Below are 18,438 nucleotides of genomic sequence, written 5' to 3'. Positions count from 1 at the left end.
TTTAGTCTTTATACGACTGATCCGCGTCAACCAGCCCTCGTTACGTTTATAACGACCATATTCCGGAATGCAGTACTTTTCAATAAGGAAAGGACAATAGCTATTAATATTTCCGTTTCCAGACTTTATACCAATGCCTGTTTAATGGATATCTCCTACTGGGTGTCATATTATTACAAACGATTGCTACTAACAGAAGGATAAGTACACCTGATAAGACGGGGTTTAATACAAAAAGAAATCCAAGCGACTGAATCTTAGGTGATCCAATATTGGCGATGAGAGCTGTAGCACCACCGGGAGGATGCAGGGTCTTCGTGATCTGCATCAATACTATTGAGACCGAAACAGACAAGGCCGAAGAAAGCCAAAGCTCTGATGGGATTAATTTGTGTATAAATACCCCGGTAACAGCACAGATCAGATGCCCACCGATCAGATTTCTCGGCTGAGCAAGCGGACTGTTTATAATCCCATATACGAGAACAGAGGAAGCTCCAAATGAACCAATTAAAAAGAGATTATCTTCCGATCCCAGAAATCTGCTGTTTAACAAACCAATCAGGCCTATTCCTAAAAAAGAACCGATAAAGGTCCAGATATGCTCCTTATAGTCAATAAGAGTTTCCTGGTATGCAACCCTCTTTACAACATGAAATCTTCGGTATATATGCTTTCTCATTTTTCGATTGCAAAGATAAAAAATGATGGCATCTGCCCATACGTAGAATACATCTGCTGATTTTATTGTAACCTTTCATTTGTTTCTCAGTAAAAAGGAGTTAGAAAAAAACAAAACATCTCATCGGGGTAATAAAACAAGTGACAATGCTACAAAACAAATCAGCAAGTAGGAAGCTCTACAAAATAAGTTTCACGGCATTACTTCTCTTTGGAGGAGTAAGTGTATTCGGGCAACAGAAATTCGGGGATAACCTGGGAAATCATCAGGCGGTAAAACCTCTTGATATGAATGGCAACAGTATCGACAAAGCGAGTGTTGTTAATGCAGAAGGAGTAGTGATTGGTACGGCTTCTGCCGTAAATAACACATCGGTAGCCCTGCAGGTAAACGGGACGGACAAGGCGATCCTCCTTCCCAGGGTTACAGATCTTTTTAATGCAACGTCTCCGTCGATTGCGAATCCCCTTGAAGGGATGATGGTATATGACGTAGCCACGCGTAAATTCTATATAAGGAACAACAGCGCCTGGGTTACATATGCAACAATGAGCCTTCCTAACGGAATGATTTTCATCGGAAATTCTGCTAATGTTCCTCAAGCAGTGGCTGTTTCGGGCGACATTACCATCAACAATACAGGCTTGACGGCTATTGGGTCGGGTAAAGTAGTCACAGGAATGCTGGCAACTGACGCGGTTACTTCCGTTAAGATCGCCGATGGTAATATCATCACAACTAAAGTCGCAGACCAGAATATCACAACAAGTAAAATTGCAGACGCAAATGTAACGCCTGCTAAACTGGCTGCCTCAGCAAATTATGCAAATAAAGTGCTGGTCACAGACGGTTTAGGAAACAATACATGGGCGGATAAATCCCAGCTCACTTTCCCGACTATGACCAGCGGACAGGTGATCGTGGCAAATGCCTCCGGTACTCCTGCTGCGGCTACCATGAGTGGCGATGTGACCATCAGCAATGCTGGTGCGACTACTATTGGAGCAAGCAAAGTGGTTAATGGAATGATCGCTACTGATGCGGTTACTACCTTGAAGATCAAGGATGCCAATGTTATTCCAGCGAAATTAGCCACCAGTGGAAGTTATGTAAACAAGGTACTGGTGACCGATGGCCTGGGAAATAATACATGGGCGGATAAATCACTTCTGACAATCCCAACTATGACCAGCGGACAAGTGATCGTGGCGAATTCCTCCGGCACTCCTGCTGCGGCTACCATGAGTGGCGATGTGACCATCAGCAATGCGGGTGCGACTACCATTGGAGCAAGCAAAGTAGTGAACGGAATGATTGCAGCTGATGCGGTTACGACTGCTAAAATCGCGGACAATAGTATAACCAATACAAAAATAACAGATGCCAGCATCACGACAGCTAAGATCGCTGATGTTAACATTACCACTAATAAAATCGCAGATGCGAACGTAACGCCTTCAAAACTGGCTACATCGGCCAATTACGTTAATAAGGTCCTTGTTACTGACGGTTTAGGAAACAATACATGGGCGGATAAATCTCAGCTCACTTTCCCGACCATGACCAGCGGACAGGTGATCGTAGCTAATGCCTCCGGCACTCCTGCTGCGGCTACCATGAGCGGTGATGTGACTATCAGCAATGCCGGGGCTACTACTATCGGTGCAAGCAAAGTAGTGAACGGAATGATTGCTGCAGATGCGGTTACAAATGCTAAAATCGCAGACAACAGCGTAACCAATACAAAAATAGCAGACGCCAGCATCACGACAGCTAAGATCGCTGATGTTAACATTACCACTAATAAAATCGCAGATGCGAACGTAACGCCTTCTAAGCTGGCTACATCGGCCAATTATGTTAATAAGGTCCTCGTTACTGACGGTTTAGGAAACAATACATGGGCGGATAAATCCCAGCTCACTTTCCCTACCATGACCAGCGGACAGGTGATCGTGGCTAATGCCTCCGGCACCCCTGCTGCGGCGACTATGAGCGGTGATGTAACCATCAGCAATGCCGGCGCTACCACCATCGGTGCAAGCAAAGTGGCTAACGGGATGATTGCAACTGATGCTGTCACTACCTTGAAGATCAAGGATGCCAATGTTACTCCTGCGAAATTAGCAACCAGCGGAAGTTATGTAAACAAGGTGCTGGTGACCGATGGTTTAGGAAACAATACATGGGCAGATAAATCCCAGCTCACTTTCCCAACTATGACCAGCGGACAGGTGATCGTGGCGAATGCCTCCGGTACGCCTGCTGCGGCTACCATGAGCGGTGATGTAACCATCAGCAATGCCGGCGCTACTACCATTGGAGCAAGCAAGGTAGTGAACGGAATGATTGCAAGTGATGCTGTCACTACTTCTAAGATTCTTGATTTAAATGTAACGACAGAGAAAATTGCTGATGCAAATGTAACACCGGCAAAGCTGGCGGCATCGGCTAATTATGTTAATAAGGTCCTCGTTACTGACGGTTTAGGAAACAATACATGGGCGGATAAATCCCAGCTCACTTTCCCAACTATGACCAACGGGCAAGTGATCGTGGCGAATGCCTCTGGTACTCCCGCTGCGGCGACCATGAGCGGTGATGTGACCATCAGCAATGCCGGTGCGACCACCATCGGTGCAAGCAAAGTGGTTAACGGGATGATTGCAACTGATGCTGTCACTACCTTGAAGATCAAGGATGCCAATGTTACTCCTGCGAAATTAGCAACCAGCGGAAGTTATGTAAACAAGGTGCTGGTGACCGATGGCTTAGGAAATAATACATGGGCAGATAAATCCCAACTCACTTTTCCAACCATGACCAGCGGACAGGTGATCGTAGCGAATGCTTCCGGTACTCCTGCTGCGGCGACCATGAGTGGCGATGTGACCATCAGCAATGCAGGCGCTACTACTATTGGAGCAAGCAAGGTAGTGAACGGAATGATTGCAAGTGATGCTGTCACTACTTCTAAGATTCTTGATTTAAACGTAACCACAGATAAAATTGCTGATGCGAATATAACACCGGCAAAACTAGCTGCATCTGCTAATTACGCGAATAAAGTGCTGGTTACTGATGCCTCCGGAAACAATACATGGGCAGACAAATCCCAGTTAACTTTTCCAACTATGACCAGCGGACAGGTGATCGTGGCTAATGCCTCCGGTACTCCTGCTGCGGCTACTATGAGTGGTGATGTGACCATCAGCAATGCCGGCGCTACTACCATCGGAGCCGGAAAGGTAGTGAACGGAATGTTAGCAGCAGATGCCGTTACGACCGTAAAAATCACGGATGGGAATGTTACCACTAACAAAATCGCAGATGCCAACATAACGACAGTTAAAATCGCAAATGCGAATGTAACACCTGCCAAGCTGGCTACATCTGCCAATTACATCAATAAAGTCCTGGTGACTGATGGTTTAGGAAACAATACCTGGGCAGATAAATCCCAGCTCACTTTCCCTACCATGACCAGCGGACAGGTAATCGTGGCAAATGCTTCGGGTACTCCTGCTGCGGCTACCATGAGTGGCGATGTGACCATCAGCAATGCCGGGGCTACTACTATTGGAGCAAGCAAGGTAGTGAACGGAATGTTGGCAAGTGATGCTGTCACTACTTCTAAGATTCTTGATTTAAATGTAACGACAGATAAAATTGCTGATGCGAATATAACACCGGCAAAACTGGCTGCATCAGCCGATTATGTTAATAAAGTGCTGGTTACCGATGCCTCCGGAAACAATACCTGGGCAGACAAATCCCAGCTTACCTTCCCAACTATGACCAGCGGACAGGTGATTGTGGCTAACGCCTCTGGTACTCCTGCTGCGGCTACCATGAGTGGTGATGTTACCATCAGCAATGCTGGTGCGACAACAATCGGGGCTGGAAAGGTTGGAACCAACAATATAGCTTCGGGAAGTATTACATCGGACAAAATAGCTTCCGGTGCGGTTACTACTTCTGCAATAGCCTCGCCGGCAACCGGAGATGTGGTACTCGCAGCTGATGCATCACAAACAGTAGGTTGGATTAACAAAGCAGACTTATTGCCAAGCAGCCTGACCGGCAAGGCTAACGGAACGTCCACCATTTCCAACTATAGTGCTGTGTTCAATGCTAAGACAGCCACCTATACATTGGATCTGACTGATAATGGTAAAATTATTACCGTAAATAATTCTGCAGCGGTTACTATCTATGTACCCAGCCTGGCAACCGGTTTTAACTGTATGATCATTCAAACTGGAAACGGAGTGGTTTCTATCCTGCCAAGCCCGTCTTCGGGTGTAGTGATCAACAATCGTTTAAATTTAACAAAGACCGCAGGCGTAAACGCTGTAGCAACAATCATTGCTACTTCAGCTACCAGTTTCATTACGTCAGGAGACATGCAATAACCCCGCTGATAAAAGATAATCTATAAAGACAGCATCTAAGATGATCAGAATAAAAATCATGAAAAAACAATTTTTTTTAATAGTAGCGTTGATATGTTTCCTAAGCGGATACTTAAATGCCCAGACACAATCTCAACCACCATATCAATTCAACTATCAGGGAGTATTAAGAAACCCCGATGGAAGTGTAGTGGCCAATAAAATGATAAGATTACGGCTGTCTGTACTGGACGGTTCGGCAACAGGCACCTCCGAATACACAGAAGAACGCCAGGTAACAACAACACCACTTGGACTATATGTGGTTGCCATAGGCGGCCAGGGAGCAATCTCGACCCAGGGAAGCATTGCAGCAGTAAATTGGGCATCGGGTCTTAAATTTCTGAAAGTAGAAGTGGATCTGGATGGCGGCACAAACTTCGTCACTGCAGGAACTTCTCAGCTTTTGAGTGTACCCTACTCTCTTTACTCTGTAAAAGCTGGTACCGCTGCTCCTGTCGGAACAGCTTCCGGTGACCTTTCCGGTTCCTATCCGAACCCGCAGGTTGCTAAGATCAGGGGTATTGATGTAAGCAGTACTGCTCCGTCAGAAGGGGAATTCCTGAGATATGATGGTAACGCATGGACTCCCGTGAAACTTACGCTCGGAGATCTGGCAGGGAAGGATGTAACAACATCAAATCCTGATATCATTCAACTTACAAATGCAACAGGAGCGGTTCTTACAGATTTGAGCATTAATGTAAAACCCGGGAATGCAGGCAGCGTACTGGTTACTGATAATGACAACAAAGTAAGCTGGCAAAAAGCAACAGATGCTCACCTGGTAACCGGCACACTTTCTAATATTACGCTGGACAAATTGGTTGACAACAGCTCTGACATTGCTGCCAATACCTCTGCTCTTGCTAAAATCACTGTACCTGGTGCAAAGCCTGGTGATCCTGTCTTCATTACAGTACTTGAAGACTCCGGAGATTTTTCTGTCGCAGCCTCCTGGGTAAGCGCCTTGAATGAGGTAAGTGTAAGGTTCGCAAACTATCAGCCTGTTCCGGTATCGATCAGCGGCAAAAAATACAAAGTACTGCTGATTCAATAATTCAACAGATTATACACAACCTGGATAAACAGGAGAGTTTTATTCTCCTGCCAGTACAGGGACAAAAAGAAACACCGGTACTCTCAGCAAGGAGTGGTACCGCCAAGGAAATCCGACATGAAGAAAATACTACTTTGTGCTCCTTTGCTAATCTTAGCAGGATCAGTTTGGGCCCAGAATAACACAGATGGGAACCTCCTGACAACAGCAGGCGGAAGCACAAGAATTGGTACATATTTAACAGATTGGTCAGTGGGAGGAACAGCATCCTCTGATTCGTTTCAACTTCCTTCCGGTCATTATCTGACTCAGGGATTTTTGCAGCCAGCCTCATCGCTGATCCAGTTGCTGCTAACATTTGACAGTCTTCCGGGTAAAACGTATGGGGACGTAAATTTTGAGCTTCACGGAATTGCAAGTGATGGAACTGATCTTGTCTATACAAGTGAAGACGAGAGCATCGCAAAGATCGTCAACGGCAATACCGTTGTTATTGTCGGAGCCGGAACAACTTCCATCACAGCAACGATAAAGAATACCAACATCTCGAAGAAACAAATACTAGCGGTTGATAAAGCAACGCAGACAATCACCTTCGAAGTAATTGACGTATTGATGAAAAATGGCTCACCCGTAACGCTAAAAGCCACGTCAACAAGCGGACTTCCCGTTCAGTTTACGAATAAGAATCCGTTTGTTGTAAAATTAAACGGTGCTGAATTAACTCCGGTAGATATCGGTACAGCAACGATGGAAGCTTCGCATCCGGGCGACAAGAATTACTATCCGGCGTTGGTTTCGCAAACCGTAAGAGTGATAGACCCTTCAGGAGCCCAGCTTTCGGTGCCACTGGTTGTTAGCCCGAACGGAGATGGAATTAATGATCAGTTTGTGATTAAAGGTATAGAGAATTTCCCAGACAATCACCTTGTGATTGTGAACCGGAATGGCACAAAAGTGTATGAAGCTAGCAATTACAACAACAGCGAACTGATATTTTCAGGCGCTGGAGATGCCCGTTATGAGTTTAAGGGCAAACCAGCACCCTCACAGTCTTTCCTTCCGCAGGGTACCTATTTTTACGTAATAGATTACAAAGACGGTGCAAACAGAAAGAGGCATACCGGATATTTCGTTTTAAAGTTCTAAGCCTTTTGCAAAGACTGAGGAATCAATTTCCCTGTCTGGCTGATCCTGAAAGATAGTTATCTTTTTATCAGCCTGACAGGGATTTTTTTATTAGTGAATATCGAATACAGACTTAGGACACCATTTAGTAAAAACGCTGTTCACTACGGATTACGCAATTAGTTTCTTCAGCTTTAAAATGACACAATTTAAACAGATTGCAAAAAATTAAATTGCGTACAATATTTATCTTTGACCGATGGAAAAGAGAACAGGAAAAGGAATGGAGAATCAGTTGCCGGGTTTGGATAGTCAGGTCTGTTTTTCTGTATATGCTCTTTCAAGGCAAATTACTCAGCATTACAGGCCAATCTTGGATGAACTGGATATTACATATCCGCAATATCTCACTTTGCTCGTTTTATGGGAAAAGGAAAGGCAAAGTGTCAATCAGCTTGGAGAGAAGCTATACCTTGATTCGGGTACTCTCACTCCTATGCTAAAAAGGCTGGAACAAAAGGGCCTGATTAAAAGAGAGAGAAGTATCAGGGATGAAAGAGTTGTTGAAATATCTCTATCTGAAAAAGGCAGCCAGCTACGTCACCTCGCATGTGCTATCCCGCAAAAGCTTCTTGCTTCTTTGAATATTACCAGAGAGGAACTTTCTCAATTACACCTTATAGTAAACAAGATCCTGGGCCAGACACGGCAATCATAACAAAGGAATTTATTATTGACATATATGAAAACGTTGTATTCAGCAGTTGCAACTGCAAATGGAGGCCGGAACGGCCATGTTAAATCTGATAACGGGGTTTTGGACCTTCAAGTGAGGGCACCCAGAGCACTGGGCGGAGCTAATGATGACTATACTAACCCCGAGCAATTATTTGCAGCTGGTTATTCCGCCTGCTTTGACAGCGCACTGAGCCTGGTTATAAAAAATCAAAAGATAAAAGCCGGCGAAACGTCTGTAACAGCAACGGTAAGTATCGGCCAGCTCGACAACGGCGGATATGGTCTGGCAGTCGAACTCCACGCTAATATCCCGGGAGTATCTGAGCAGGAGGCAAAAGAATTAATAGAAAAGGCTCATCAGGTTTGCCCGTACTCTAATGCCACCAGGGGAAATATTGAGGTTAAGCTTACGGTAAGTACCAACTAAAACATGTAAGAGACTGCATTTTAGCAGTCTCTTACATGTTTTTCCGGATTCTTTATTCAGCTAATTCTGCGACCATGCAAAAACTGCTGGTACTAGTCTACGGGGTTCACATACTTTGAAATCTTCGAATAAAGCTCCCTGGGGGTAAAGGGTTTGCCCACATAGTCGTTAAATCCAACAAAAAATGCTTTGTCCCGGTGATCCACCATCACTGATGCTGTTAAGGCAATTATAGGCAGCTTCTGATATTTTTCATCAGTGAGCTCCCTTATTTTTTTCGTAGCCTCATATCCGTCCATTACAGGCATCTGAAGATCCATCAATATAACAGAATAATGATGCTGCTGTACCATATTCAATGCCTGAAGTCCATTTTCAACTACATCGCATTCTACATCCCAGTGCTTCAAAAACTGCCGGGCGACTAACACATTAATCTTGTTATCCTCCGCAATAAGAACTTTTACACCCTTGAATGATTTGAACTCAACCTGCTCCGTAAGGATCTTCTCGTCGAACGGATGCTTATCACTGCTGTCCAGGCGTAAGGTAAAATAGAATCTGGCTCCTTTGCCTTCCTCGCTTTCCAGGTAGATCTGACTTCCCATCAGCTGCAGAAGCCGCTTTGTTATTGCAAGACCGAGTCCGGTGCCGCCATAATTACGGGTGATATCTACACTCGCCTGGGAAAATGATTCAAAAATCTTCTCTTGTTTATCGGGGCGGATACCGATACCGGTATCACGAATTTCAATTTCAACTACAGTATCTGTAGTATTCCGGCTGATAAGATGAGCTGCGATTGTTACCTTGCCCTGGTTTGTAAATTTAACAGCGTTACTGATCAGATTGTTTAACACCTGCCCGAGGCGAACAGGATCCCCTTTTACCATGGGAGGAAGGTCATCGTCAAGAAGCAGTTTTAATCCAATCGCTTTTTCTGCAGCCTTCTCCTGAAAAGCTGCTTTAATATTACTGATCAATCCTGCTATACTAAAATCTACGTTTTCAAATTCAAGCTTGCCAGCTTCTATCTTATTAAAATCAAGAATATCGTTAATGAGAACGAGAAGATGCTCTGCTGAAAATTTAAGTATGTTAAGAGATTCAGTCTGATCCGGCCGGGGATCTTTAAGTAATAAATGTGTAAATCCAATCACGGCATTCAGGGGGGTCCTGATTTCATGGCTCATGGTCGAAAGGAAAAGAGATTCCATTCTCGCAGCATTTTCGGCTTCCTCCCGTGCTCTTATCAAAGCCTCCCTGGTTTTCACATAGTCGGTAATTATTTCGGTAAAGATGATGATCCCCCCGATCTGGCCAGACTCATTATACCAGGGCCTTATCTCATATCTTATCCACTCCCGCTTACCGGAACCCATAAATTCATCTTCATCACACTTTACTACTTCTCCGCTTAATCCCCTCCGGTGTGCGTCTTTCCATCGCTGTGGAATCCAACTAAACAATTCGTAATGATTTTTTCCTGAAACGTCACGGTCTGGCGCTCCATACAAAGAGATCCATAGATTGCTGGCCTCTATGTAATTCATATTGTGATCAAGCATAGCTACTGCTACAGGACAATATCTTATAAAATTTCTGAGTTGTTCCCTGCTGTGTCTTATGCTTAATTCTGCTTCATAACTTTTTGCCTCCGCTGCCTTTTGCTTTGTAATATCAACATGACATCCAACTGCTCTTAACGGCTCACCCTCAATACCCCATTCTACTACCTTTCCCAAGGTTAAAAGATAGATATATGATCCATTCTTGTGACGGTACCGGCCCTCCACCGTAAACTTTATTTCTCCCCGGGATTGTACATGCTCTTTAAAAGCTAGATTTACGCCTTCTTTATCATCAGGATGTATCAGGTTCTTCCAGGCGTCAAGAGAATTTTCAACTTCATAGTCCTGATATCCCATCATTGCCTTAAAAGCAGGAGTCATGTAAATAACGTTACTCCTGAGATCCCAATCGAAATAGCCGGCCAATGAATCTTCGACAATTGTTTTATACAACAGGTCCATAAAAAGAGAAAACTTGTGCGTTTGCAGCGTGTACGTATGTTTTTGTAACCCCGATATTTACACGCCAAGATAGTAATATATGTTAAAACAACCGGTTCAGGAGCCACTGATGACACGAAAAGCCACGTTGCGATGAGCGCGATCATAAGCGCCTAAACCACATCATGTTTAAAACAAACAACCAAGAAGGATAGTTTTGAATGAATGAATATTCCTGTCCCCCTATCCACTCAAATGCACTAAAACATTTACCCTTTACAGTCTGCAAAGTTTTCTATCTTTAAATATGCAGATCGGCAAACGAATTATTCTCCTGATTTTAATGCTTACTTTCTCTTTTACGGGTCAATCTCAGGACATAAAATCCCTGATAACAGAGGGGAACCAATTGAATGCAAGCGGAGACTTTAAGGGCGCTATAAACCAATATGAATCGGCTTTAGCCATAGAACCAAACAATATTACAGTTAAATACAATCTTGCTTTTTCGCTGGAAGCAGCGGGACGGGGAAGGGAATCAATTCCTTATCTCGAAGATGTGGTAAGGTCGGATGCATCGAAAACAATTATTACCAGTTCATACCAGCTTTTGGGGGGAATCTACGACCAGCAGGGGCTTACCAGGCAATCAATTGACAGCTACTTAAATGGTCTCAGGATTGCCCCGGCAGACCATCATCTCCTTTACGGGCTCGGGCTTGTTTATTTTCGAAGCCGGCGGTATGATGAAGCTGAAAAGGCAGCTGTCAAAGCATTTGCATCGGACCGTGAACACGCGGCGACTATACGGCTTTATTCATTAGTCTCTTTTCATCAGAATAAACGGGCTCAGGCATTACTTGGTCTTTGTACGCTTCTCTTACTCGAACCCAGAGGGCCTCACGCGGAAGAAGCATACAACAACATTCAAAGCATCCTGAGAGGGGGGACTTTGAAACAAGAGCCGGGAATAAAGCTCCCAAAGCTGGATTCCGAAGCGATCGCTTTTAACCAGATAATCCGGTCTGCGGTACAGATTGCAGCTAACAAACCGGTTAAAAAACCAGACCTGTTTACGGAACAGTTACAGTCAATTTTTTCTATGATGGGAGAATATTCTGAAAAGCAACAAAAGAGTTCTTTTTTCACTACAGAGATAGTGCCCTTCTTCCATAAGCTCAGCCAGTCTCCCGATCTCATTACTTATTCGTACTACATCAGGCAGAAGACAGATAAAAATGCGGCAACCTGGCTTACTGCTCACGGTCAGCAGACAGAACAGCTAAAGGATTGGATAGCAAAGTATGAAAAAGGGAATTGAGTATCTCCCATATGAAAGGAAAAAAGTATAACTCGCCGGCGAAGAGTAATTTTCTGACTCTGAAAGTATCAAGGCCATTAAAAATTACCGTTTTATATGTTACGGTTAGCATAATCTGGATTTTAACCAGTGATCCGCTAGTCAGCGTCCTCGCACAGAAGGGAATTTCACTTCAGGCACTAAATTCAGGAAAAGGTATTTTTTTTATCCTTCTTACGGGCTGGCTTCTTTTTGTTACTATAAAAAAACAGTATGTCTCCTTACAGGAATTACACGAAAGCGACCAATGCCTGAAACAGGAACTCGAAAATAAAATTATAATTATACAGAGATCTCTCGCGGAAAACAAGAGGCTTGCCGATGTAATAGACCGCATTAATAACATCGTTATTATAACCAACAGCGAGGGATTGATAACTTGGGTGAACCGTGCATTTGAAAAATTCACAGGGTATTCTTTTGAAGAAGCCAGAGGAAAAAAACCTGACTTCCTTCATGGAACTGGCTCCGGAATGGAAGAACTGAACAATTCACAACCATGGGATAATAAAGATTTTTTTAGCATGGAGGCCCTCCACTATACTAAACAGGGGGAAGAATATTGGGTTAAAATAAATGTCACTTCTGTATACAATTCTCAGAGCACTGTGGAGAGTTTCATTTTAGTTCATGATATCATCACAGAGCAAAAAATAAGAGAAGAGAAAATAAAAGAGCAAAACAACATACTCAGGAAAATCGCATGGGCCAACTCTCACGCTATCAGGAAATCTGTGGCATCGATCCTGGGACTTACCTATCTGATCAAAGAATCGCAAAGCCCGTATGAGCTTGCCGAATTGAATAATCTTCTTGAACAAAGTGCGACAGACCTTGATTCTGCCATCAGAATAATTGCTAAAGATATTAATACCGGAGAAAATGACACTCCCCCGAACATAATGGCTTAAGACTAAAACTTTTCTTTAATGATGTAAAACTTATGCCTGCATGAGCCACACGCATATCTCTTTACCGGCTTTCGGAACAAAATCATTTTAATGAACCATTGCCTTTTAATTCTTGCTGTTAAAGGAAGTCCGCAAAATGGACATATTAACAGAGAATCACCTTTCTTTTCTACTTTAACTCCTGACATCGAATCCACCCTATTATAATTGGTTTTTGCAATGTCCAAAAATAAGATCTTTTAGCCTTAATCTGAAATACGAAATCTTATTCTTCGGAAACGAACAACATCAAAAACATTGCAGTTGACCAGACAGCGCTTCCTGGTAGGTTAAGGGGCTGGCTGATTCAGCCGGGCTTACTGTGTAAACTGCGGTCTCTGCATAGCGCGATGCAACAACAATAGTTGTGTCTTCAGAATGGCCGGTAAACATTGAATGAACTAAATCGGGACAATTATTATTCTCGGACAAATGAGAAAGCAGAAGGTGACGCAATTGGGGAGACCGGTAAGAAATAAAAAGCTCCAGCGCCTGTTTGTTGGAAAGATGCCCCATCCCTCCTCTTATTCTTTGTTTCAGAAAATATGGATAACTGCTTTGGTCAAGCATCGCTTCATCGTAATTAGCTTCCAGAAAAGCGGCATGACATCTTCCGAACTGTTTTATAACATGCTCACATGGTCTGCCGATATCAGTAAAAATGCCCACATTCAGGTCGTTATAGCTTACTATAAAACTATGAGGCTCTGACGCATCATGATACTTCGGAAAGGCCAGGATACGGAGCTTACCTATCTCGGTATACGTATGCGGACTGAATGAGAATATCAGGTGGTTGGGAATTGACAGGCCACCACGCTGGAGGGTTCGCTGGGTAATATAAACAGGCAGATTATATTTTTTTGAGAGAACAGGAATCCCTTTTATATGATCGGAGTGCTCATGCGATACAAATACAGCCCTGACTTTATCCATAGAAAGCCCCAGCTTTTTCATTCTTCTTTCAGTTTCACGACAGGATATACCAGCATCAATTAGAATCGCCTCCTGCCTGTTCCCTACATAATAACAATTTCCGTTGCTGCCTGAGTTTAAAGATGTGATAAAAAGCTCCATGATCCCCCTCCGGTATAAAGATACCAAGTTAAATACAAAACTCCTCAACTGAAAATAAAAACCGTGTATACCTCACGCAAAACAGTGATGAGAATCATTTAACATAGTGTAGATTTTACACTATGTTTTCTTACCTTTAAAAATAAAAATAAACAATTATGATACTTATTGCAGACGGAGGATCTACCAAAACACATTGGATCACTACTGATTCAAGTATTGATTTTCATTCTGAAGGCTATAATCCATATTATGTGGATGAGGACTATATTGTCGCATCTCTTAGTAAAAGCCTTCCACAAAACTTTAATCCGGAAGATGTTACGGAGTTATACTTCTATGGTGCGGGGGTGCACAATGAAGAAAAAGCAGCAATTCTGAAAAATGCATTCAGAAAGATTTTCAGTAAAGCACAAATTGAAATTGATCATGATCTGCTGGCGGCATGCCGTGCGCTTCTGGGCAATAATCCAGGCTTTGCTGCAATCCTGGGAACAGGCACCAATACCTGCCTCTATAATGGTAAAGACATTGCTCTTAATATTGACTCTGCTGCTTATATACTTGGAGATGAAGGAAGTGGCTGTTATATGGGAAAAAGGCTTCTTAAGGATATTATCCGGGATACTGTTCCGCCTGAAATTAAAGAGAGATTTAATAAGATGTACCATCTCAGCAGCCATGAGATCATGGACAACATCTATACAAAACCGCTGGCAAACCGTTTCTGCGCAGGGTTCGTCAAATTCTTTGACAACAACATGGACAATGAATATTGCCGGAACCTGATCCGGTCTTCGTTTACGGATTTCTTTCAGGAACTCGTTGCTCTTTACCCTGGTTATCAGGAACTCCGGTTTAATTGTATCGGTTCAGTTGGATTTTACTTCAAGGATATATTAACATCTGTTGCGGCTGAATTTGGAATGGAAGTGGGACTGATTCTCCAGTCTCCTATAAGCGGACTAAGGGAGTTCCATGCCCAAAAGGCCCACATGATACAAGAATAATATTGAATAATGAGGGGCCTGTATGAAAACAAAGCCCCTCATTACATCATTATAGCGTACATCCGATACGCCGGCTCAGCACGGGCGCTGCCTGTCATCTTTTGTTCTTTTGAAGATCAAAGAGAAGTTCCGGCTCATTCGTTGTAATCACATCTGCCCCGGCCGCCAGCAAGGCTTTCAAATCTCCGATATCATTAACTGTCCAGAAGTTAGTTGATATACCAGCTTCTCGGGCATCCTTTACTATCCCCGGATTATTCTTAAAAGCGCTAAAATGATAATCCAGACCATCAATTTTATCCGCCTTTAACTCCAAAGGTGTTTTGCCTCCGGCCAGAAAGGCAAGTTTTGCCGCTGGGTCCAATTGCCTGACCCTCTTTAGACAATCATAGCTGAAACTGATATAGTCTACCCAAGCCTGTGCTTTCATAGCATGGACCATTGCCACCACTTTGTCAGTAAGGGCCAGTGTCCTCTCCGGACTGATAACCGAAGGCTTAATTTCCAGGATCAGTTTCGTTTTATTTTGGGCCATTCCTTCTTTTAGATAGGCCGCAAGAGTAGGCAGATATTCTGAATTTGATAGCCTTAATTTTGCCAGGTCCGAAGATTTGGTTTTCTCAATCCTAACTCCGTTCAGATCGGGATCATGATGAATGAACAAAACAGAGTCCTCTGACATATGAACGTCAAACTCGGCCCCTTCACAGCCCATTTCAATTGCCTTTCGTAAGGCGCCGATCGAATTCTCAGCCTCCCCAGTGTTCTTCCAGGCTCCCCTGTGCGCAATTACTTTATTATGTAAAAACTGATCTCTTACCAGAATAAAGTCGCACTGCCTGCGCCCCAGGCTCACACTTATCTCATACTTATAACCGGAATTCTGAGGCAGGTTGTTTTTCTTTAGCTTTAACACGTTATTCCGGTCTAGCATAAACAGGCCGGAGGTGTCTTCCACAATGCTGCCTCTACCCTCTGCATTATCTACTGACACAACTTTACCAATCTCTCTGCCTTTGACCGGAATGGTATAGCTGTCCAGCGCAAAAGGATTGGGACGATCCTGACCTTTACATGTAAATATCGCTGCCATTGCTATTATTATATGGAGCATTCTGCTGACTAAGACCCGCATTCTTTCAGGAAATGTAACTCTGTTCAAATTATACAGAAAAGACTATACAAAGTTCAACCAATTGCTTTGCTCTGAATAGTTTTCAATGATCTTAACTGAATTATCGAATTGGAAGGAACTGGCAAGTGCTGTAACTTCCTGTCTTACGGTCACAATGCAGTTATCGATTAAATCCTGACGGAATCCCTTTTCACCAAGCTCCAAAACGTATCCAAGAGACACAACGCGTGCTATAATTTTACCAAGATCGACAAGCTTCCTTTGAGAGAGGGAAGCATTAAGTGCAAAATTCAGGCTCGGTTTAAAATGCGATACCGGTTTAGCAGTAATTTCGAGAGAACTTAGAAACTCATACAGATTAGATTCCTTCTTCTTTTTCATCAATCGTGTAACGGTTTCCGCGATCTGCGAATATAACATTTCATTAGACCCTTCAAAGATCTGGAACGGACGGCTGTCCATTATTCCTCTGCCTCCGATATGGCTGATCCTGTATCCATTAGCACCTGAAAGCTGAACATTGAGTTGTGCCGATTCCTGCATCAGATCAGTCACAACTGCCTTCATGCTATTCGCTTCAACACCCTCTGTCGCTAAATTATGCTCGATTCCGCTTATTTGGCTACTTCTCGCACACATAGCAGAACAAATGGTATAAGCAGACTGTATCCGCGACAACTGGAATTGAATCTGATCCATTGCAAGAAGGTTACCTGCGCCAACTACGCGGTTAGTACAATGAGTAGTTGCCTCGTCAAGCATACGCTTAATGAACCCCATCCCCATCCCCGGGAATTGCATCCGGCTTCGGTGAAGGATATCAAGCATCATTTTAATACCGGTAGATTCCGGCTGAAGCTTATAATTGGCCGGCACTTCCAGATCCAGCTTGTTTAGCCCGTAAGGAATCATATACAGACCCAGATTATCATAGTATTCTTCTACCACTACTTTCTGACCAGGCTGCTCATTATCGGCAATAAAGAAGTCAATATCACGGCTTAGTTCGCCATCCGCGTTTTCCTTCCTGCAGGCAATCAGCCAATAATCTGCCATACCGGTCAAGCCTTGCCAGTGTTTGGTACCCTTTATCGAGAATCCGTTTGCTATTTCCTTGTTAAAGGTTTTCATATTAAGAGCATCGCTTCCATAATCAGGTTCCGTTATCATGAGTCCTCCCATATTCTGGCTTTCCAGGAAACGGCGGAATATCCCTTCCTTTACCTCGCTTTGGGCATACTTTGCAACAGGCTCAAGGAAAAGCGCTATGTTAATTCCGAAGATCAACGAAAGAGAGAGTGATTCATAAGAAGCAGCGGACAGAAGACCCAGGCATTCCTTAACGATGCTTCCCCGGCCACCATATTGCGCAGGTACAGCTACCGACAAGGGCTTCTTCAGCATAATCTCATGCATAATCTGATAAGGCAACCCCCGGTCTAAACTCAACTTATTGATGTCTTCTTTTTCCCGAAACAAGTGTTTTAATGTTTCCTCAAAATCCTTAATAAAATCCGGGAAAGAAAGCGGAGCGAATGTCATATAGAAAATATACTTTGAACTTTTGAACGTGTATTATTAAAATAAATGAACTCCCGCAGCAAACTGCGGGGAGGACAAGATAATAAAAAACGTGATAGTTTTCGCAGGAAAACTCATCAGTATCTGAATCCGTCCTACCGGACCAGAAAACTCCGGATCTTTATCAATTGATTAAGAGCGCTTTGAATGGCGATGAAAAGTATACAAGGCCTGATGATATTCAGTTGAACAGTAAATACACGTTCTGCAATGGCCATGGTATCTCCGCGCTTCCTTCACCGCATCCTCAACATTATCAAAATAGCCTAAAAAAGTTCTACTCATCGGCATGAAACAGCACCCTTCTTTGTGGACTTCATACGCTCCGTCGTACTGCCGGTTATTATTTACATAGTAGAATGACATAATGGTTTATATTAATAGTTAGAAAACAAATTATCTCTACTTAATTAAATGCTAAAAACAGAGAAATTGTTCTAAAAAAGTGCATAGTTCCCGATCTTTTTTTTTAATTCGAATGCAAAACAAACCATCTAATTATCAAACACATAAACACTTCCCATCTCGATACATCAACAATTCCTAAGTAAACAAAAAACAATGAGCCCTAATATGATTATTCCCCAAATGACACTCGTCCAAATAAATAGCTTTTCTGCACGGTCAAGAGGAACAAATTCAAAAGCATCTTCCGCAGGCTCATCTTCCTCCAATACAGGCAGATCTATTTCTTTCTCGTCTTTAATTTTAACGCTGGTCATTACTTAAGAACAAGTTTAATAATTGCAAAGAATTAAAAAAGTGATTCTTGTCACAATATAGAAAGCCAGTTTGCTTCTTAAGATAAAATCGTTGTGAAACAC

General features: G+C 43.2%; 14 protein-coding genes. 8 read left to right on the top strand and 6 right to left on the bottom strand.

The window, feature by feature from the left end:
• Positions 1 to 103: 103 nt before the first annotated feature.
• Positions 104 to 682: an HPP family protein gene (locus DDR33_RS19850; RefSeq protein WP_109417549.1), complete on the bottom strand. Its 579-nt coding sequence runs from the start codon at positions 680 to 682 to the stop codon at positions 104 to 106.
• Positions 683 to 828: 146 nt separating this feature from the next.
• On the opposite strand from DDR33_RS19850, the gene DDR33_RS19845 reads away from it, so the two are divergent.
• The 5 genes from DDR33_RS19845 (at position 829) to DDR33_RS19825 (ending at position 8,489) form a co-directional block, all read left to right on the top strand.
• Positions 829 to 5,097: a beta strand repeat-containing protein gene (locus tag DDR33_RS19845; RefSeq protein WP_109417548.1), complete on the top strand. Its 4,269-nt coding sequence runs from the start codon at positions 829 to 831 to the stop codon at positions 5,095 to 5,097.
• Between the two features lie 58 nt (positions 5,098 to 5,155).
• Positions 5,156 to 6,196: a hypothetical protein gene (locus tag DDR33_RS19840; RefSeq protein WP_146198814.1), complete on the top strand. Its 1,041-nt coding sequence runs from the start codon at positions 5,156 to 5,158 to the stop codon at positions 6,194 to 6,196.
• 117 nt (positions 6,197 to 6,313) lie between these two features.
• On the top strand, positions 6,314 to 7,345 hold the full coding sequence (locus DDR33_RS19835; protein ID WP_109417546.1) for a gliding motility-associated C-terminal domain-containing protein: 1,032 nt from the start codon (positions 6,314 to 6,316) through the stop codon (positions 7,343 to 7,345).
• 238 nt (positions 7,346 to 7,583) lie between these two features.
• On the top strand, positions 7,584 to 8,042 hold the full coding sequence (locus tag DDR33_RS19830) for a MarR family winged helix-turn-helix transcriptional regulator (protein WP_317047461.1): 459 nt from the start codon (positions 7,584 to 7,586) through the stop codon (positions 8,040 to 8,042).
• Positions 8,043 to 8,066: 24 nt separating this feature from the next.
• Positions 8,067 to 8,489 carry an organic hydroperoxide resistance protein gene (locus DDR33_RS19825; protein ID WP_109417545.1) on the top strand — a complete coding sequence of 141 codons (423 nt, stop codon included), beginning with the start codon at positions 8,067 to 8,069 and terminating at the stop codon, positions 8,487 to 8,489.
• Between the two features lie 92 nt (positions 8,490 to 8,581).
• On the opposite strand, the gene DDR33_RS19820 is transcribed toward DDR33_RS19825, so the two are convergent.
• Positions 8,582 to 10,522: an ATP-binding protein gene (locus tag DDR33_RS19820; RefSeq protein WP_109417544.1), complete on the bottom strand. Its 1,941-nt coding sequence runs from the start codon at positions 10,520 to 10,522 to the stop codon at positions 8,582 to 8,584.
• Positions 10,523 to 10,808: 286 nt separating this feature from the next.
• Here DDR33_RS19820 and DDR33_RS19815 point away from each other — a divergent pair, with 286 nt between their 5' ends.
• Positions 10,809 to 11,822 carry a tetratricopeptide repeat protein gene (locus DDR33_RS19815; protein ID WP_109417543.1) on the top strand — a complete coding sequence of 338 codons (1,014 nt, stop codon included), beginning with the start codon at positions 10,809 to 10,811 and terminating at the stop codon, positions 11,820 to 11,822.
• Positions 11,823 to 11,833: 11 nt separating this feature from the next.
• Positions 11,834 to 12,772: a PAS domain-containing protein gene (locus tag DDR33_RS19810; RefSeq protein WP_109417542.1), complete on the top strand. Its 939-nt coding sequence runs from the start codon at positions 11,834 to 11,836 to the stop codon at positions 12,770 to 12,772.
• Positions 12,773 to 13,060: 288 nt separating this feature from the next.
• Here DDR33_RS19810 and DDR33_RS19800 read toward each other — a convergent pair whose 3' ends face one another.
• A complete protein-coding gene (locus tag DDR33_RS19800; protein WP_109417540.1) occupies positions 13,061 to 13,888 on the bottom strand; it encodes an MBL fold metallo-hydrolase in 828 nt (275 codons plus the stop codon).
• Between the two features lie 158 nt (positions 13,889 to 14,046).
• On the opposite strand from DDR33_RS19800, the gene DDR33_RS19795 reads away from it, so the two are divergent.
• Positions 14,047 to 14,898, top strand: coding sequence for an N-acetylglucosamine kinase (locus DDR33_RS19795; protein ID WP_109417539.1), 852 nt, complete (start codon positions 14,047 to 14,049; stop codon positions 14,896 to 14,898).
• Positions 14,899 to 14,992: 94 nt separating this feature from the next.
• On the opposite strand, the gene DDR33_RS19790 is transcribed toward DDR33_RS19795, so the two are convergent.
• From DDR33_RS19790 to DDR33_RS19775, 3 genes are all read right to left on the bottom strand, one after another.
• On the bottom strand, positions 14,993 to 15,991 hold the full coding sequence (locus tag DDR33_RS19790; RefSeq protein WP_238387874.1) for a glycerophosphodiester phosphodiesterase: 999 nt from the start codon (positions 15,989 to 15,991) through the stop codon (positions 14,993 to 14,995).
• An 84-nt stretch (positions 15,992 to 16,075) separates the two neighbouring features.
• Positions 16,076 to 17,575, bottom strand: a complete 1,500-nt coding sequence (locus DDR33_RS19785) for an acyl-CoA dehydrogenase family protein (RefSeq protein ID WP_109417538.1) — start codon at positions 17,573 to 17,575, stop codon at positions 16,076 to 16,078.
• A 572-nt stretch (positions 17,576 to 18,147) separates the two neighbouring features.
• On the bottom strand, positions 18,148 to 18,336 hold the full coding sequence (locus tag DDR33_RS19775; protein WP_109417536.1) for a hypothetical protein: 189 nt from the start codon (positions 18,334 to 18,336) through the stop codon (positions 18,148 to 18,150).
• Positions 18,337 to 18,438 lie beyond the last annotated feature (102 nt).

Source organism: Pararcticibacter amylolyticus (assembly GCF_003130405.1).
In the GTDB taxonomy this organism is placed as follows: domain Bacteria; phylum Bacteroidota; class Bacteroidia; order Sphingobacteriales; family Sphingobacteriaceae; genus Arcticibacter; species Arcticibacter amylolyticus.
Note: the sequence above shows the minus strand (reverse complement) of the source record. Positions and strands in the feature narration are given on the sequence as shown.

Coding starts and splice junctions, on each gene's coding strand:
- DDR33_RS19850 (WP_109417549.1), bottom strand. CDS start 682: ATGAGAAAGCATATATACCGAAGATTTCATGTTGTAAAGAGGGTTGCA.
- DDR33_RS19845 (WP_109417548.1), top strand. CDS start 829: ATGCTACAAAACAAATCAGCAAGTAGGAAGCTCTACAAAATAAGTTTC.
- DDR33_RS19840 (WP_146198814.1), top strand. CDS start 5,156: ATGAAAAAACAATTTTTTTTAATAGTAGCGTTGATATGTTTCCTAAGC.
- DDR33_RS19835 (WP_109417546.1), top strand. CDS start 6,314: ATGAAGAAAATACTACTTTGTGCTCCTTTGCTAATCTTAGCAGGATCA.
- DDR33_RS19830 (WP_317047461.1), top strand. CDS start 7,584: ATGGAAAAGAGAACAGGAAAAGGAATGGAGAATCAGTTGCCGGGTTTG.
- DDR33_RS19825 (WP_109417545.1), top strand. CDS start 8,067: ATGAAAACGTTGTATTCAGCAGTTGCAACTGCAAATGGAGGCCGGAAC.
- DDR33_RS19820 (WP_109417544.1), bottom strand. CDS start 10,522: ATGGACCTGTTGTATAAAACAATTGTCGAAGATTCATTGGCCGGCTAT.
- DDR33_RS19815 (WP_109417543.1), top strand. CDS start 10,809: ATGCAGATCGGCAAACGAATTATTCTCCTGATTTTAATGCTTACTTTC.
- DDR33_RS19810 (WP_109417542.1), top strand. CDS start 11,834: ATGAAAGGAAAAAAGTATAACTCGCCGGCGAAGAGTAATTTTCTGACT.
- DDR33_RS19800 (WP_109417540.1), bottom strand. CDS start 13,888: ATGGAGCTTTTTATCACATCTTTAAACTCAGGCAGCAACGGAAATTGT.
- DDR33_RS19795 (WP_109417539.1), top strand. CDS start 14,047: ATGATACTTATTGCAGACGGAGGATCTACCAAAACACATTGGATCACT.
- DDR33_RS19790 (WP_238387874.1), bottom strand. CDS start 15,991: ATGGCAGCGATATTTACATGTAAAGGTCAGGATCGTCCCAATCCTTTT.
- DDR33_RS19785 (WP_109417538.1), bottom strand. CDS start 17,575: ATGACATTCGCTCCGCTTTCTTTCCCGGATTTTATTAAGGATTTTGAG.
- DDR33_RS19775 (WP_109417536.1), bottom strand. CDS start 18,336: ATGACCAGCGTTAAAATTAAAGACGAGAAAGAAATAGATCTGCCTGTA.